Origin of the sequence: Methylobacterium mesophilicum SR1.6/6, from assembly GCF_000364445.2 — a bacterium.
Classification (GTDB): domain Bacteria; phylum Pseudomonadota; class Alphaproteobacteria; order Rhizobiales; family Beijerinckiaceae; genus Methylobacterium; species Methylobacterium mesophilicum_A.
Window position 1 is genome coordinate 6,540,743 of sequence record NZ_CP043538.1, and the last position, 14,437, is coordinate 6,555,179.

At 62.7% G+C, this 14,437-nt stretch carries 18 protein-coding genes and 1 pseudogene; 10 read left to right on the plus strand and 9 right to left on the minus strand.

The window, feature by feature from the left end:
• Positions 1-1,370: 1,370 nt before the first annotated feature.
• Positions 1,371-1,484 (plus strand): annotated as a pseudogene (locus MMSR116_RS31145) (IS5/IS1182 family transposase); the annotation flags it as partial.
• A 913-nt stretch (positions 1,485-2,397) separates the two neighbouring features.
• On the opposite strand, the gene MMSR116_RS31155 reads toward MMSR116_RS31145, so the two are convergent.
• Both MMSR116_RS31155 and MMSR116_RS31160 read right to left on the minus strand, forming a co-directional pair.
• A complete protein-coding gene (locus tag MMSR116_RS31155; RefSeq protein ID WP_158169326.1) occupies positions 2,398-2,748 on the minus strand; it encodes a hypothetical protein in 351 nt (116 codons plus the stop codon).
• An 80-nt stretch (positions 2,749-2,828) separates the two neighbouring features.
• Entirely contained in the window at positions 2,829-2,993 is a 165-nt protein-coding gene (locus tag MMSR116_RS31160; RefSeq protein WP_158169328.1) for a Flp family type IVb pilin, read from the minus strand.
• Positions 2,994-3,202: 209 nt separating this feature from the next.
• On the opposite strand from MMSR116_RS31160, the gene MMSR116_RS31165 reads away from it, so the two are divergent.
• Both MMSR116_RS31165 and MMSR116_RS31170 read left to right on the plus strand, forming a co-directional pair.
• Positions 3,203-3,541, plus strand: a complete 339-nt coding sequence (locus MMSR116_RS31165) for a hypothetical protein (RefSeq protein ID WP_158169330.1) — start codon at positions 3,203-3,205, stop codon at positions 3,539-3,541.
• Between the two features lie 970 nt (positions 3,542-4,511).
• Positions 4,512-4,778 carry a DUF6894 family protein gene (locus tag MMSR116_RS31170; RefSeq protein WP_158169332.1) on the plus strand — a complete coding sequence of 89 codons (267 nt, stop codon included), beginning with the start codon at positions 4,512-4,514 and terminating at the stop codon, positions 4,776-4,778.
• On the opposite strand, the gene MMSR116_RS31175 is transcribed toward MMSR116_RS31170, so the two are convergent.
• Positions 4,750-4,959 carry a hypothetical protein gene (locus tag MMSR116_RS31175; protein WP_158169334.1) on the minus strand — a complete coding sequence of 70 codons (210 nt, stop codon included), beginning with the start codon at positions 4,957-4,959 and terminating at the stop codon, positions 4,750-4,752. The two genes, MMSR116_RS31170 and MMSR116_RS31175, sit on opposite strands and share 29 nt — an antisense overlap.
• Before the next feature lie 639 nt (positions 4,960-5,598).
• Here MMSR116_RS31175 and MMSR116_RS31540 point away from each other — a divergent pair.
• The gene (locus MMSR116_RS31540) at positions 5,599-5,754 is read left to right on the plus strand and encodes a hypothetical protein (RefSeq protein ID WP_191991862.1); all 156 of its coding nucleotides are present in this window, start codon (positions 5,599-5,601) and stop codon (positions 5,752-5,754) included.
• A gap of 381 nt (positions 5,755-6,135) precedes the next feature.
• Positions 6,136-6,396 (plus strand): hypothetical protein, encoded by a 261-nt coding sequence (locus tag MMSR116_RS31185; RefSeq protein ID WP_191991864.1) that lies wholly within the window; start codon positions 6,136-6,138, stop codon positions 6,394-6,396.
• A 429-nt stretch (positions 6,397-6,825) separates the two neighbouring features.
• Here MMSR116_RS31185 and MMSR116_RS31190 read toward each other — a convergent pair whose 3' ends face one another.
• The 3 genes from MMSR116_RS31190 to MMSR116_RS31200 are packed head-to-tail and all read right to left on the minus strand — an operon-like array spanning position 6,826 to position 8,047.
• Complete coding sequence (locus tag MMSR116_RS31190) at positions 6,826-7,233, minus strand: hypothetical protein (RefSeq protein WP_158169338.1); 408 nt, start codon at positions 7,231-7,233, stop codon at positions 6,826-6,828.
• A 3-nt stretch (positions 7,234-7,236) separates the two neighbouring features.
• Entirely contained in the window at positions 7,237-7,563 is a 327-nt protein-coding gene (locus tag MMSR116_RS31195) for a hypothetical protein (protein ID WP_158169340.1), read from the minus strand.
• Between the two features lie 55 nt (positions 7,564-7,618).
• Positions 7,619-8,047, minus strand: a complete 429-nt coding sequence (locus MMSR116_RS31200) for a hypothetical protein (RefSeq protein WP_158169342.1) — start codon at positions 8,045-8,047, stop codon at positions 7,619-7,621.
• A 179-nt stretch (positions 8,048-8,226) separates the two neighbouring features.
• On the opposite strand from MMSR116_RS31200, the gene MMSR116_RS31205 reads away from it, so the two are divergent.
• Together MMSR116_RS31205 and MMSR116_RS31210 are read left to right on the plus strand one after the other, a co-directional pair.
• Positions 8,227-8,595 carry a response regulator gene (locus MMSR116_RS31205; RefSeq protein ID WP_158169344.1) on the plus strand — a complete coding sequence of 123 codons (369 nt, stop codon included), beginning with the start codon at positions 8,227-8,229 and terminating at the stop codon, positions 8,593-8,595.
• A 30-nt stretch (positions 8,596-8,625) separates the two neighbouring features.
• Positions 8,626-8,868 (plus strand): hypothetical protein, encoded by a 243-nt coding sequence (locus tag MMSR116_RS31210; protein ID WP_158169346.1) that lies wholly within the window; start codon positions 8,626-8,628, stop codon positions 8,866-8,868.
• A 27-nt stretch (positions 8,869-8,895) separates the two neighbouring features.
• On the opposite strand, the gene MMSR116_RS31215 is transcribed toward MMSR116_RS31210, so the two are convergent.
• Positions 8,896-9,078 (minus strand): ribosome modulation factor, encoded by a 183-nt coding sequence (locus MMSR116_RS31215; RefSeq protein ID WP_158169348.1) that lies wholly within the window; start codon positions 9,076-9,078, stop codon positions 8,896-8,898.
• Between the two features lie 731 nt (positions 9,079-9,809).
• Here MMSR116_RS31215 and MMSR116_RS31220 point away from each other — a divergent pair.
• On the plus strand, positions 9,810-10,013 hold the full coding sequence (locus MMSR116_RS31220; protein WP_158169350.1) for a hypothetical protein: 204 nt from the start codon (positions 9,810-9,812) through the stop codon (positions 10,011-10,013).
• A 171-nt stretch (positions 10,014-10,184) separates the two neighbouring features.
• Here MMSR116_RS31220 and MMSR116_RS31225 read toward each other — a convergent pair whose 3' ends face one another.
• On the minus strand, positions 10,185-10,337 hold the full coding sequence (locus tag MMSR116_RS31225; RefSeq protein ID WP_158169352.1) for a hypothetical protein: 153 nt from the start codon (positions 10,335-10,337) through the stop codon (positions 10,185-10,187).
• Between the two features lie 1,529 nt (positions 10,338-11,866).
• On the opposite strand from MMSR116_RS31225, the gene MMSR116_RS31230 reads away from it, so the two are divergent.
• Both MMSR116_RS31230 and MMSR116_RS31235 read left to right on the plus strand, forming a co-directional pair.
• Positions 11,867-12,406, plus strand: a complete 540-nt coding sequence (locus tag MMSR116_RS31230; RefSeq protein WP_158169354.1) for a hypothetical protein — start codon at positions 11,867-11,869, stop codon at positions 12,404-12,406.
• A gap of 383 nt (positions 12,407-12,789) precedes the next feature.
• Positions 12,790-13,227 (plus strand): integron, encoded by a 438-nt coding sequence (locus MMSR116_RS31235; RefSeq protein WP_158169356.1) that lies wholly within the window; start codon positions 12,790-12,792, stop codon positions 13,225-13,227.
• Between the two features lie 611 nt (positions 13,228-13,838).
• Here MMSR116_RS31235 and MMSR116_RS31240 read toward each other — a convergent pair.
• Positions 13,839-14,009 (minus strand): DUF3606 domain-containing protein, encoded by a 171-nt coding sequence (locus MMSR116_RS31240; protein WP_158169358.1) that lies wholly within the window; start codon positions 14,007-14,009, stop codon positions 13,839-13,841.
• Positions 14,010-14,437 lie beyond the last annotated feature (428 nt).

The window sequence follows — 14,437 nt, forward strand, 5'->3', positions numbered from 1 at the left end:
AGCCATGCTAATTTTCCGACTCGTTGTTTGAATTTGCCATTGCTCCAGCCGGCCAATCGGTTCGTCAGCATTCGGTGAACAGCCGCGAGCGGCAGAGGCAACCGGCCTCCTATATGCGACTGAGACGAAATCCGATGCCAACACCAAAATTCCGTGCTGCGGATAAGACCAACTCGGAATAACCTGAACCTGAGCGCGTGGGCGGTCGAGGAGTTCGTGGACGGCGCGTGGTCGATTTACTTGGTGGATTACGTGCCGGTGTTCCGGCCCACGCGTCAGCGGGCGCAGGAGCTGGTGGACATGCTCAACCGTGGCGAGAGCATCGACCACTTGCAGAAGCGTGTGCCCAGGACCGCGTCGTGGAAGTGCCCGGTCTGAGGTGCCTCAACTGTGGGGTGAAGCAGCCGGCCGCAACGCACTTCATCATTCTGAGTCAACCTGACCGCCCGAGCGATCCTATCAGTCCAGCTTCGTCGCGGCGAGAGAGACTAGGTCCACCGGAGAGATCGGCGCTCCCATGCGCGAGCACGAACGCACCGTAGGCGACCCAGACAGATGCTTTATGCCGGACGCTGATCGCAGCACTGCGCCGCGAGGATCGCAATTGTTGAGAAGCGTCACGCTCGATGACGTCTGTCACAGATATGCCAATTGCTATAAAACTTCCCATCCGTGATAATGCTGCTCGCACGTGATGACGTGCCCCCTGCGTAAGCGCCTTGGGGAAGCCAGCAGTGCGATCCGCAAAAACAAAGACCGAGCCAATGCCACTCTATCCAAGCGAGGCTCGCATCGTCGCCGAGATCTACGGCTCGGACGCCGTACCAGAAATGACGAGGGAGTGGGACGGTGTCACCGCTGTGCTTGAACGCGGCGGCTTGCCCAAGCGGGACCCGCTGTTCGGCAACCGCCGGTATTGGCCTGCCGTCGCCGCGCGGCTGCGACGCCGAAACGGATTAGCTTCGCCGTCGGGCGGATTCGCGCCTGATGGAGAGGAAGACTGGACATGAGAGACAACTACGCGCCGGGCCTCGAATGGCGCCCGCGGAAAGGCGGCCGCGTCCCGATCTGGGTCGCGCCTGCCGAGGCCCGCAGACAGGGCTACACCCCGCCGGCCGTGCGGCTCGCCGCGGGAGCCCATAGCAGTCGCGCCGGATAGCACCCAGGCGCTTGCCTTGGCTGCGACGTGCCGCCGTCTGCAGTCCTGGCGAACCGGCGGTCACCATCGCGCAGCTCAACGCCTTAGAGCGCCTAACAGAACGGGCACGGATCGTGTGGTCGGGCGTTGGCTGGGATGGCTCGCCCCCTTCTTCCCAACGATCTGTGGACTGAGATCGCCCCGCTTCTTCCGCCGCCCCGGCCGCGTCCTCAACCGCTTCCGCCGCCTGCCCATCCGCTACGAGCGGCGCGGCGACATCTACGAGGCCTTCACAACCCTGGCCGCGAGCCTCATCACCCTCAAGCAGATCAAACGGTTCTGTTAGGCGCTCTTAGTGCAGGCTCTGCGCGCTGACGGCGCCAGCTTCCCGCCGGCCGACCTGCCGTGAGGCACCCTTAAAAAGGCGACCCGGTTTTTATTCGGAATAGGGGGCACTCCTCGGGTCCCGCCTCGATTTTCGCGACCTGTAGTAGAATCCTTATTCGGGGCAAGGAGTTCGGTCGGCGTCGCGACCCGCTACCCCATAGTGCGCCACTTCACGGTTGTCACCGCCCTACGCCCACAATCCGTGCGAGTTGGGCTTCATGTTGCCTATGATTGTCCTCGAGGGTGGCAAGGAGCGTTTCCGCCTCCTCGGTCGAGATACCATCCATTCTCATCCGAGCTATGAGAAATCGTTGACGGGCAAGATGACCCGCTCCCTCGCGGATATGCCGCCGAACCATCTCAAGCTCGGTTTCTTGCGCGATCGCTGAGGACATGGCAGACGCCTCGGGACGCTGTGCGGATCTCACCCACATTAGCATGTCTGCGGTAGCTGCACGATCAGACAGCGATTGGATCGGGCAACGGGGCTCTCGCTGGACGTATCCGCCTCAACTTCTCAGTCTGGCGTCAGGAACAGTGGTAGACGACCTGTGTTGGTCAGCCATGTCGGCCTTCGCCGACCTGTTATGACGCGGAAATCCGATGACCAACCGAAGCGTGCAGTCAGCCCTTCTCGCCCTTGCCCTCGTCGTTAGCAGTGCCGGTATGGCTGCGGCGCAGAGCACGCCCAATGGCAGTACCTCAACCTCCGGCGCGCCCGCCGGCGACAACAGCACGGGTAACGGAGCCACCGGTAGCGGCGCAGCGCCCAGCGGCAAGTAGCTGTCTGGCAGGACGAAATTCTAAGCCCGCCCGGTTCGCCGTGGCGGGCTTCTTTGTGGCCTGCTTTGCTGACACCGAGCAGTCGCGCTCTAATTGCAGGTCAACTTCCGGCCTTCCGCCATCCCGACCTTCCGATAGTGTTCGAGCCCGGACTTGATTGCTCGACCTATGACCGCCCGGCGCACGTCCGGATTGCAGCGCAGATACTCTTCCTCGTTGAAAGCGTAGTCGCCCCGCCCACCTCTCGAGCCCCGGTCATAGTCGCGGTCGTAATCGCGGCGGTCACGGTCTCCGTAACCTCGATCTCCGTAGCCCCTGTCGCGAGAGCCGTAGTCGCTGCGGTCGTAGCCATAGTCGCGCCCGCCGTAGGGCTGCGCCAAGGCTGGGCCTACGCCGCTTAGTAGAGCCACTCCGAGGACGGTTGCGGAGATCACCTTCATGTCGCGTTCCTTGCCGTTGAAGAGTCGGCAACGCGCTCGGCGGTTGATGGTTCGCCGGCACCCAGCGTGTGGAGCACGCTTCAATTCAGGTTGCTGGAGATCGCGGTGAATTTCGTGGCAAGTCGCCCGCCCACGAGCCTTAACGAGGCAATAATGGCGACCGCAATTAGGGCGGCAATCATCCCGTATTCAATCGCGGTAGCGCCGGTCTCGTCGCGTATAAACCGCTGTAACAGCTGAGGCACCGCACCGACCCATCGCAATACTGGAGCATCACAGCTCTGTGATAGCGTCGGCGCGTTTACGGTTTGTGAAGAGACACCGATGCCCGGCAGCAGGAGCTCCCCCGCTTCGTGAGCCGTAGATGGTGGCTTCGTGACGACGGTCAGTCGATGGCCCTCGGATGCGGCGATGGCGTTCCGGAATAGGTCGCGACAATCAGCGGGCAGCCGTTGTGCGGCTCGTCGTGCCGCATCACGGGCCGGTGCGCCCGCAGGTGATGGCTATAGATCCGCACACGTCCGTGGCAGGCGGGGCAGCGCTTCAGGGCGTCACGACACCGATGATGCACCTCGACCACCAATACCGTTCGCCAAACACCATCGATCTTCGCTTCGCAACTCGGTGGCTTGATCATCGTCCTGCTGATGGCACTGCGCTGCCGTTCGCCGGCACCGGTATGACGCATGATCGGTGGAGCAATTCAGCGTCGCTTGCAGTGCACCAGTTGGTGTGGTGGCTGGTCGAGGCCGCTCACCTGCGCAGCTTACCCTTTATGGAGGATGTGGCGTAGGTTACGGCTACGCTATCAAGAGACTTCCGGAGACCCAGAAAGGGGATCATCATGTCTCTAGCCATAGACGGCGACGGCCGGCCGGCCCGGCGCTGGTCCAAGCCTGAGCAGTCGCCAGCCTCACGCCGCGGACGCGAACACTGGGTCGTGCGCTGGATCGGCGCTGCCTAGCGCCGCGCCACGAAGCTGGTCGAGACACCCGCGACCACAGCGCCGAGCGCTCAGGTCATCCAAGTAAGCTGGGCCGACACGTGCGGCCGGCCCGGGGATTTGGCGTTCCTGCACTCTGCTGGAGGGATCGTGCGGACTGCACCGCTCCTACGCTGAGCGGCGTGCCGCTGGAACGCCGAGGTTAATGGCCTTGGTCCCGCCCAGCGGTGGCCCTCACCTTCAAGCGTCTGGCTGGGCCTCGCTTGGTTCCGGGGACCGGCGCCACCGTGTGCACCCGTTGATATCGAGCCGTTCGGCCCATCCACGTCGATCCAGTTCGTAGAGCGCAGAGAGGATCGGCGCGATGGGCAGCGCTCTCGACAGCATCCTCCTTGCAACTATCAGTGATGTCGCCCGGATCTTCAGGTGCGCCCTGTCCCTAACGACAGTCGTACTCACAAAATCTCTGTCGAGCGCCTCAAACAATGCCTGCTCCAACTCGGTAGGGCACCACTCGTCATTAGGGCACTCGGCCGGATCGGCGGCCGCAACGGTATGCGGTCCTATACCGTTCATGGCTCGACCTCCCAGAACTTATTGCACCAATCTCATGCTGGCACAGGGGGGAGGAATGTACGGGCGCTGAGAAAGTTGCTCCCCGTTGAGCGGCGCAGGTCGCCGAGTTGGGGATCTCTTCGGCCGTGCCGGAGAGCTATGGCGGGGCCCCTGCCCCGTCCACCGCCTCGTTTGGCATCGGACAGAACTCGCGCCCCAGCCGCAGGTTGCCCGTTTTCGGGTTGGTTTACTACGAGCGTCGAGCGTGCCTCGCTTCTTCTTCGACATCCACGACCGCGGCTTTCACCGCGATAACGAAGGCAGCGAGTGCGACGATGTCGATGCCGCTCGCGTGTTGGCCATGCAGACGCTGCCCGAGATCGGGCGCTTCGCCATCCCGAGCGACGGCGACAACCAGGCCTTCATCGTGCTGGTCCGCGATGAGGTCGGAGCGATCGTCTACACGGCGACGCTGACATTTGCCGGTCTTCGGTTGGACTGCCTCAGCGCGCGCTCTGCCACCGAGCGGTGATCTCCCGAAAGGCCACGTCGCCATCAGCCTCCGACGCGCCTTCCGACCCGAAGGATCGAACCGACTGGCGGACGACGACGCCGTCGCGCGCGATCGACCAGTCGAAGCGGCCGGGCTCCTTCGCGGAGGGCGTCACGCGCAGCGCGTGCGGGTTCGGCTTGAAAACGATCATCGACACCACCTAGGGGCTGAGAGGACTACTTGTAAGAGAGACGACGGTCTCGGTGGCTTGCAGCACAGGTGACCTGAACCCGCCGCCACGGAGACCAGGTTCACTCTCCTTCGCTCGGCGGGCGAACCTGATGCTTGGTTGCTTCCAGGAGCTCGCGTGAGCGCCGGATCGCGTCTCGGCTGTCTCGGATGACCCCTCGGTTGTAGTCGGCCAGGGCGTCGCGCCGAGCGATCCGGCGAAGGGCTTGTTCATACTCGTCTGGAGCGAGCGGTTCGAAGGTCGAAAGCGGCATGACGGCGCTCCACGCGATGCAGGCGGGAGCACACGCTACTCTCAGCCACCAGCGCCTACGGGTCTGCGACCGGCTGGTGATCGCAGCATCCTGCGCCTGTTTGGCCAAGAAGTCTAACAGCGGCTTGATGCGATCCTAAAGCTCAGCCGATGCTACGATCAGACGAGGCCGCGCTTCGCCGCCGCTGAAAATCTCTTTTGCGCTCCCAAAGAACGATCGTGTCGTGTTTGATGCGTCCACCAGCGGACCAACAGAGCTACAGCAGAGTTCCAGATTGGCGCCTTGCCCATCGAAGGCCCATATGAGCTTATCCCTCCGCGCAATCCCGTGCCCTGGGTGACGATGCGGAGGCCGAGATGGCACGCGAACTCACGACCGGCAAAGCTCAATCTGTCACACCTCAGGACTTCAACGAGCGCGTGAAGCGCCTGCTGGCTAACAAGCCAGACCCGCGCAAAGCTCAGCCGCAGTCCAAAAATTTCAAGGGGCATACGCCCTTCAGAAAGGCCTGATACGCGCTCGCCGGGCGGCCATATCATCATGGCTCGCTCGGCTCGCCTGCATCCCGATAAAACCAGCCTCTTTCCTGCCTACGTTGATCCCCAAGTCCGGACAGGCATAGTGCCAGCAGGGCCAAGCCTGGAGGCAATTCGTGAGGCTGCTCACCGAGTATCTGAAGGCGAAGGGCTATCTGAAGTCCGATGCCTAAGCTGCCGCACCACGCCCGCGGGCTGCTGACGTCCGCGGCCGATAGGGAAGCCGCCCGTCAGAAACAGGCGGAGCAGGTGCAGCAGGAACTCGACGCTGAGAAGCGCGCCGTTGAAGAGCGAACGGCCGAGTTGCGGGCGAAGCGACTGGCGCGCGAGAGTGCTGGATCCTGAAAGAGGCGCCCAATGGCCACCATCCCGGATCGAGAGATCGATGACTCATCGCTCGGTGGATCCGTCACGCGTCACGGGTGCACCGTTCAGGTCCACATCTACCGGTTCGCCGGCACCGATGACGAGTGGACCCTTGAGGTCGTCGACCACGAGGGTGGCCATACCGTCTGGGACGAGACCTTCTCGGACGATCAAGAGGCCTACGAGGCCTTTGAGCGAGCCGTCGCTGAAAACGGCATCCAATCGTTCGTCGACTCGCCCGGCCTGCACTGACCCCATCCGCCGCCTCGTGGAATAGGCGCTGAAGACTCTTCAGCTCAGGTAACTTTCCGCCCAGCTGCCGCTGCTTCAGCGATCGCGTGGTGCATCGCTGCATCCTGCTTTGCCCGCGCCAAGATGATGCGTGCCGCGGTTCGCGCGCTCGCGGCGCGGAGGCGGCCCTTAGGCTTCTCGTCCCGCAACGCCTGTGTGGCCATGTTGCGGAACCAGTTTGCGTCAGCGATGGCGACTGCGCACCGTTCGGCGAGCGTGCTGTACTTGGCTGGATCTTGGCTCCTGGCCGGCATGGTGTTGCCTCTCCTGCAAGATCGATCGCACCGAGACTGCAACCGCTATACCAGTGGCTGCGGCCTCATCTTCATTGACGAGAACGGCGAGGCGCCTGTGGTGCGGCTAGGGAAGGCAGGGTGCGGCTGAGGCGGTTCAACTAACTGCGTTAGGCTGTACGGTAAATAAATTTCTATAATCTTGTTCGTTCAGCCGAAGAATCGCATATTGTTCCCCCCATTTGGTTGACTTGAATGGCGACACCCTGCAAATTAAGACAGCGACTGCTCCAGGCATTTTCTGCATAGAGCCCATATTTTGATCAAATATTACAGTTTCATCCGGACCAAAAATCTTCATACCGGCTTCATAAATGCCCTCGCCACCTTCGATCATGAATACGAAGGTCAGCGCCTGAACGGCATCAGGCTGATCATCTGCAGACCGAGGAAGTGCGACTCCAGATCCAGGAAAGAAGCCAAGTATAGCCAGCTTGTTCCCCTGCTCGAGACGAACCTCGTCACAGAGCAGCAATCTGACTTCATTTTGAGCAGGCAGACTCATTAATTACGCCGCCGCTCGTGGTGCGCCATCCGGCGCGCCGTCAAAGACAAGCGTCCCCTCAGACGGAGCGGCAAGTGGGGCGATTTCCAAACCGCCATAAGTCACTCCAGCGGCCGAGGTTTGTCGCCAAGCACCGATGATCGTTCCTGCAGAGGCCACGAAGATGATCGGCTTGCTCTTAGCTTGCTGAGGCTCAACCGTTTCCTTGTAAAATTTGAGCCACCTCGGCGGGCCCTTCACCGCCAAGCGCGCGATCAGAAGCCCGGCCGGCACAGAGACAGCGCAGGCAACCGGTACAGCGATGAGAGCCGATACAAGGAACTCGTGCATGGCTACTCCCCGTAGGCGAATGGCAGGAAATTCAACGTTACCACGGCGACCGACATCACCACAGTACCCAATATGGGTCCCGTGATGCCAGGGCGATAGGTGCGGCTCTTGCGATCATAAAACTTATCCATTTTTCCTCGATTTTAAATATGGCTACAAACCACATACACAGATTAATTAATATTAAACACGCAAATATAGATCCAATATCGCCACGCATTGCGGGCATAATGAACTTTTTGAAATCCTCTGATTGCGATATAACAACAACATCGAATACAATAATCGTCAGAATAAAGTCTGCTGCGGCGCTTTGGGGCTTACCCAAGCAAATACGGAGCACGCCGTTGACAACGATAGAAAGAAACGGAGCAACGATAGCCGCGACCCAGAATGAAATATGCCCCATCGAAAGTCGCACCCCGGTGAGCTGGCGACGGTACCTAGAACGACCGGCAGCGATCGCAATGCCTTGGTTGAGCATTGTGCCTCACCTCTCATACACGTCCATAGCGTCGCGACACCGCCATCCCGGCGGCTATCCCGCCGCCATGGGCACAGCCCTCGCCGCCCTCGCTCTCGTCGTCGCTGCCGGTGGGGCGTGAGATCGAAAAATCTGCAGCCACGCTGAAACACGCAACGTGCGGCTGCATTCACTAATCCATGTCAGCACCTCGCCCAATCGCCGTCCTCGCCGAAGATGAGGAATTCGCCCGACTCGTGGCGGCCGACATGCTGACGGCATTGGGCTTCGATGTTCTGGAGGCGGAGCACGCACACGGCGCCCTCCAGCACCTAGAGGCCAATGAGCGTGTCGCGCTCCTCTACACCGACGTGAACATGCCTGGCGTGATGGACGGCTGCGATCTGGCCCATGCGGTCCGTGCGCGATGGCCGGAGACGCGGATCATCGTCTGCTCGGGTTGCATGCCCCATGAGGCCGCGCTGCTGCCGGACGAGGCCCATTTCATCGCCAAGCCGTGCGGCGAGCGTTTGGTGCGCAAGGCGCTGCAGGTTCTGCGTCTGCACTGACGCCAGATATGGCTTCATAGAGCGCAGATCATGCACAAGCTCGCGCCGGGCAGCCTCTACCGTCTTCGCACGCTCGCTCAGACCGGCGCGCGCTTCTACCAAGTGAGCGTCTACATGCGCCGCATGGAAGTGCTCGGATTGATCGAGGCCACCGGTCGAACAGATCCCGAGAAGGACAGCGCCGAGTACAGTATCACTGACGCCGGCCGGGCCGAGTTGGAGGAGCGCTACGGTCCGTCCTCAACGATGCCCATTGAGAGCGGTCGCTCCTAATCCGCCTTCGCCGCCTACCGCCCGTGATCAGGTATCCCCTATCGGCCTGTCGAACGCATCCTCGGTCGGCGTACCGTCATAGCCCTCAAGCCACGCCTTACGCTCCGGCATGTCTGCGTCGTAGGGGCAGCTATCTTTTGGCAAGCCAATGGCCCGCGCGTGTGCGCCCTCAGCAATCGCCTCGATGATTGTGGGCTGGCGCGTGTCCATGGCGTCACCGTCTGCTGTCCGTAAAAAATACTTAGGGTAAGATTGCTGGCACTTCCATTCGGCGGCAGCCGCGACTGCTATGCTGTGACGGGTTCCATTCGCCGAGCGGTCCAGACAACCTTACCGGCCTCATCCCTCAGGATCGCAACCCCTGATCGACCTGCGAGTAGCTGGGAGAACCAAGCTTCGGAGTCCGCGATCGCATCGGCTTCCGTCGGCGCGTGAATCTGTTCACTCGCGACCGAGATCCCGCTCATACAGCGGCGATGGACGGAGCATTCGAGGTGGAACACAGCCATCCATTCTCGGAAGCAATCCGCCTGCCATGAAGCGGCGACATTGCACCGTCGTCTTCCCCTGGCAGACCTTGAGGCGCATCTTACGCAGGCGGCGAGTCATGGCCTTAGCAGTCTGGGGCCGGCTCGTCAGTCGCTAGAGGCTCTCAGCCGGGCAAGGTCACCGCCATGCGCATGCAGATCTTGGTTTGGCTGCGCCGTTGGGCGGGTAGGCGCAAACCTGTCCGCCATTCTGGCATCTTGGAGGCTGTAGCAGCCCTACGTGCAGGCGGGCTCAAAGTGGTGCCGTATCAAGACAGGGACGGCTTTCAGCACTGGCGGATGGGTGATTTCATCATGACGGAGGCTGCGGTCGTCCAGCTTGCCGTGGGCAGGGGGATGCTCGGCGACCGCTAAGCACGAATGTTGGGATCGTGATGGCTGTGGGAGGTCGCGATGGCTGATGAACAGAACGGCGCCAAACCCTCTTCTACGCAGGACGTCGCTGCCAGCGAGAACGCCAGCAAGACACGACTCGTCGAAGACGGCGGCCCGTCTGAGCAGTCGCAGGTCCCAGACGCCGCGACCGACGATCAGACGCCTGACACGGTTCCCGAAGCCGAGAAGCCCGGCCTCGTCGACTCGGTAAAGGGGATGTAGGCGTTCAGTCCGCCACCCGCCTGCGTCATCTGCGGCCGGCGGTTTTGCAGGATCTGTTTAAAAGGGCGACGCACCCCGTCAGGAGCGCGCCGCTAGTCGGCCCGCGGTCTCACTGACGAGCCAGAAACCCTTGGCAATCGGCAGGCCAGACTGGGCGACCCGGGCAACGGATCAGGTCGGCTGCACCTCAGTGTCCTCAACCTCTGGATCGTCTTCTTCCGGCACGATGGGCTTTGGCGAGGGCTCGATTTCATCGAGGCGCGAGGGGTCTTCGATCAAAGCGCCAGGATCTTCTCCCGGCATCGGGGTGTCAGCCTGCATCATGGTGTGCGCCTCCGTGCTCTGGAGCCTACGTTCCGCGATCCGCTGCGTTCCCCGGCATAGTCTGAGGTGCGTCCGGACATCACCATCGTCCGATTCCGGCTCAGACCCCGTCCTTGAACAGGTTGCCGCATAGAAGCTGGCGATTCCGGCCACGTCGCTCCTGTCAGGATTCTCGCGTGGGGGTGGGCGAGCTGTGCTATGCGGTGAGAGTCTGCAGCTGATCAACAGGAGGAACGCGCCCGATTCAGGCGAAGCTCGTCGGCTGGGACGAGACTCTGCGGCAGAATATTTGGACCGCCTGCATAATCGGCGCGCACGAGCGCGATCTTAACCACGCCGAACTGTCGCCGACTCTCAAAAGCTCCGGTCTTGAACTGTCTCTCGCAAAATCCAGTTCTCGGAGGATGTTGCAGCGTGGTCCCATCTATGTGGGCGACCTGAAGCCCGTTGGCGTGGCCCGGCCCCTCGCGGTCGTAAGGCCCGGTGCTTCTCTGTCATCTCTGGCTACCATCTCGATTTCCTGCCTCTCTACCCTCACACTGCTCGCCCTGGGCGCAGCTTGGCTTGTCCCCCACAGCGATTGGACTTCGATGATGTCCGTTCGGCAGCCGGCATCAGTGTCATCTGCTCGGCCACAATCCCCATCCACTTTCCCAACCTGGGTTGAAGTCCCTCACCTGACGGGCCCACTCTCCCAAGCAAACGATCCAGATGCCTTCTCCGGCGCCGACAGACCCCGCACCTTCCTGGATCCTGATCCTGCGGACGCCGTCGAGCCGCTGGTCCACCTGCCACCACGCGTCAACCCGCGCCTTCCGCTGATCGGCCGCGCACCGCTCGATGCTGCGCATCTGACACACGAGCGGCCGCCGGCCTGGAACGAACGCCCCGATCGCCAAGACATCGCAAAGGCAGCCCCGCCATCGGTGGTGGCAACGCTCGAACCGGACGTGCCGCCACCATCGCAACATCCAGCGGAGACGAGGACGACGCGGACACTGCCGGCTGATCCAGTGCCGACGTTGATCCTGCCACCGCGATCGACACAGGCGCGGGCCCCGACCGAAGTCATCGTTCGCTCCGCACCGGCGATCACCACCGCGCCCCCGCTCGGACACGTAGCGACTCTCAGTCCCGATCCTGCGCAGCAGGTGGTGGATCGAGCCAGCACGACCGCGCCGCCGCGAGAAGTGGGCACCGTCGAGGTGCCGGTCCTGAACCCGGGACCAGCACGGCACGCACGGGCGCTGCGACGGCCAAAATCGGCACCAGCGGCTTCGCGGCCTCGGGTGCCCGGCCGCGACACCGACCAGACGGCGAGCATCATCAGCCGGCCGACCTCGGCGGCGGGGCGGATCGATGCCGGCGCGGTCGCACAGGCCTCCATGCACCGGGCGCGAGCCAATCGCCCCACCTCCTCCCCCACTGCCGCACCGTCCTCTCCCTGGACGTTGCCACCCGCCCTCGCGCCGACGGACTAGCGCGATGCCGCGGCCCCTCGTTCACCCCCGCGAAGAAGGAAAGCCGTGATGTCCATACGTTCGATCTGCTGCGCTGCCCTCGTCTCTGCCTTGGCTGGCCCTGCGCTGGCTCAGGATGCGCCCGCCGCACCGGATACCTCGGCCGCCACATGGCAGATGCCTTGGCAGATCGCGCCGATCGGGGCAGCCTCTATGTCGGCTGGTGAGCAGACCATTCTGTCGATGGTGCCTGGAACCGGCTTGGTGAAGGGGACAGCCGTGGCCCTTCAATCCATCGGACAGCCTTTGCCGCAGGTGCCGGGCCGCAACCGCACCGTCGATACCTGTCGCGCGGTCGTCATGAGCGAAGCTGGCAAAGCCGGCATGAAGCAGGTCGAAGCAGTCTCAATGGGCGCGGACAAGACGGACAAGAAGGGTGACTACTTCGCGCCGGTGCTGTTCCGCATCACCTACGACCGGCCGATGATGTACGAGGTGCGCCAGGCGACGATGATCTGCATCGTGAACCGCAAGGGCGCCATCGTCGACGCCTACATGCCGGCCGACGAGTCGGTCGTCACACAGTGGACGGCCCTCGGTCGCCGATGAGGCGATTGCGTCCATCCCGGGACAGCTTCCGGCCGACGTCGGTGACGGCCGCCTAACCGAGCATAGGCATGATGCTGTTGGGTCTCGTTGCGTATCGGCCCACCACTGGTGTGATCGGACGCTCCCCCGCCCCGTGAGCAGATCGGGGCGGGGACGAGCGGCCATGCCTGGCATTCGGTCGCGCAACTGCGCTTGACCTTGAGCGTTGGGAAAGCACGGCCATATAGCCATCCCACCAAGGTCTTCACATGCTGCTTATCTCGTCCCTGGTGGCGGGCACGTTCGTGCTCGCCACATCGTTCTCGCTCATCGCCGTCCTGACCGACTAACTCACGGCCGAGCGGCGGCTCACGAGCCGACCCCGCGCCGTCAGAGCAGCCCGTATGGCTTCGGCACCCAACAGCACTGCATCTCTGATGCCTTCGATAGCGTCGCGGTTTGGGCTGCTCCTCGCACTCATGCTGCCCAGCGTGGCCGTGGCGGAGACCACGCCCCTGAACGTGCCGATCCTGATGCACGGCTCGATCGGCGACGATGCTTGTCCTGAGAACGGGCGTATCGTCGAGGTCGGCCCGAAGCCCGAAAGCTTCCTGCCCGTGCAGAGCGGGCCGGGCGAAGCGCCTTTCCGCGAGATCGGGCGCCTGCACGACGGCGATATGGTTGTGGTCTGCGAGAAGCTTGGGCCATGGGTAGGTGTCGTCTACGGGGCGGCCCTACTCGGCTGCCGGACGACGATCCTTGTACCCGTCGAGCAGGCGTACACCGGTCCTTGTGATCACGGCTGGGTCATGGCCCGCAACGTGAACATCGATCCGAAGTAGCGCAGCTCTTTCTCCGAAGCCGTGCGCAAGAGTTCGCTAACGCTGCCGCTCCACGCTAGCGGGCATGTCAAAGCGTACCACCCGCACCCTGCGCGCTTGCCTCTGGGTCGCCGCCCTCGTGCTGTGCTGCTTCTCCGCGGCCATGCTGGTCGAAGCGAATAGGCCGAAAACAGGGGATCAACGCCTCGTCGGCGATCCTGCTGTCACGGGGTCGGTCGTGGGCATGCGTTGGTGTGGCGCTGCCTCATGGTGTCGCTGATCATCGACTGTCCCATCGACAAGCCCGTCGATAGGCTTCGCCGCGGCCTTGATCGTCGACAAGGCAGCGTTGCTCCGGGCGGTAGCAGCACGGCTATGCCAAGTCTGTCTGCGATTTAGGTTCGTGGTCTTCGAGGAGGGCACCGATGAGCCGCCAAAGCGCGCGGTGCTCCGGGCCACCACGATCGGCTGCTAGGAAGGCGGACAACGCGATGTCGGTGGTATGGCCGCCTGAAGCCGGATTGGCTTCGTGCCGGACGAAGCTTCGCTCATCGGTGGGATCACGCAGAAGGACCCAGCGATCACCGTTCGAGCTAGCGTAGAGGACCCGACCCAAGGTCTGCGCCGTTCGTCTAATGGACGGACTGGCCGAGATAGGCTGCGACGCTGGTGGCGCGCGAACCGACCATCCGCACGGCCTTGCGTAAACGCTCCTCGGTGACCCCGAAGCGCAGCGCCCAATGCTCGCGAGCGGCGCGGTCGAACACGTCGATGTGGGCCTTGTCGTGCATCTCGGTGGGCATCGTCGGATCCAACAGGGTTCTGGCCGCGTCAGGAGTCCGGCTTCCAACCCCGAAGCGCCATCCTGGTTGCAGGCGTATCTCAGCAATTCACCGCATTCTGGAGCGGGCGGTTCAATCGGGGGATTGAGCGGCAGGCTGCGGCTGTAAAGTCACGGTTAGCTATCGCGGAGGTTCCGCTGGAACGGCGAGCTTGGCCGTTTGTTCTGCCGGTATGGAACACTATCGATCCACCCTCGGAACGACGGCGATCGCAGTAGTCGGCCTGCTCGCCGCCGCCCATATCCTGCATCCGGGCAACTATGAGCGATCGGATCGTAGATCGCGGGTCGTCACGGTGGCTTTTGAGTCGCCGTCTCGGCCTACCATCTGGACCGATCCGCCGACGAAGCTACACGGCAGCGAGCCCGCGATGCTGATGGCCGATAGCG

Coding starts and splice junctions, on each gene's coding strand:
- MMSR116_RS31155 (WP_158169326.1), bottom strand. CDS start 2,748: ATGAAGGTGATCTCCGCAACCGTCCTCGGAGTGGCTCTACTAAGCGGC.
- MMSR116_RS31540 (WP_191991862.1), top strand. CDS start 5,599: ATGGCACGCGAACTCACGACCGGCAAAGCTCAATCTGTCACACCTCAG.
- MMSR116_RS31185 (WP_191991864.1), top strand. CDS start 6,136: ATGGCCACCATCCCGGATCGAGAGATCGATGACTCATCGCTCGGTGGA.
- MMSR116_RS31190 (WP_158169338.1), bottom strand. CDS start 7,233: ATGAGTCTGCCTGCTCAAAATGAAGTCAGATTGCTGCTCTGTGACGAG.
- MMSR116_RS31195 (WP_158169340.1), bottom strand. CDS start 7,563: ATGCACGAGTTCCTTGTATCGGCTCTCATCGCTGTACCGGTTGCCTGC.
- MMSR116_RS31200 (WP_158169342.1), bottom strand. CDS start 8,047: ATGCTCAACCAAGGCATTGCGATCGCTGCCGGTCGTTCTAGGTACCGT.
- MMSR116_RS31205 (WP_158169344.1), top strand. CDS start 8,227: ATGTCAGCACCTCGCCCAATCGCCGTCCTCGCCGAAGATGAGGAATTC.
- MMSR116_RS31210 (WP_158169346.1), top strand. CDS start 8,626: ATGCACAAGCTCGCGCCGGGCAGCCTCTACCGTCTTCGCACGCTCGCT.
- MMSR116_RS31215 (WP_158169348.1), bottom strand. CDS start 9,078: ATGGACACGCGCCAGCCCACAATCATCGAGGCGATTGCTGAGGGCGCA.
- MMSR116_RS31220 (WP_158169350.1), top strand. CDS start 9,810: ATGGCTGATGAACAGAACGGCGCCAAACCCTCTTCTACGCAGGACGTC.
- MMSR116_RS31225 (WP_158169352.1), bottom strand. CDS start 10,337: ATGATGCAGGCTGACACCCCGATGCCGGGAGAAGATCCTGGCGCTTTG.
- MMSR116_RS31230 (WP_158169354.1), top strand. CDS start 11,867: ATGTCCATACGTTCGATCTGCTGCGCTGCCCTCGTCTCTGCCTTGGCT.
- MMSR116_RS31235 (WP_158169356.1), top strand. CDS start 12,790: ATGGCTTCGGCACCCAACAGCACTGCATCTCTGATGCCTTCGATAGCG.
- MMSR116_RS31240 (WP_158169358.1), bottom strand. CDS start 14,009: ATGCCCACCGAGATGCACGACAAGGCCCACATCGACGTGTTCGACCGC.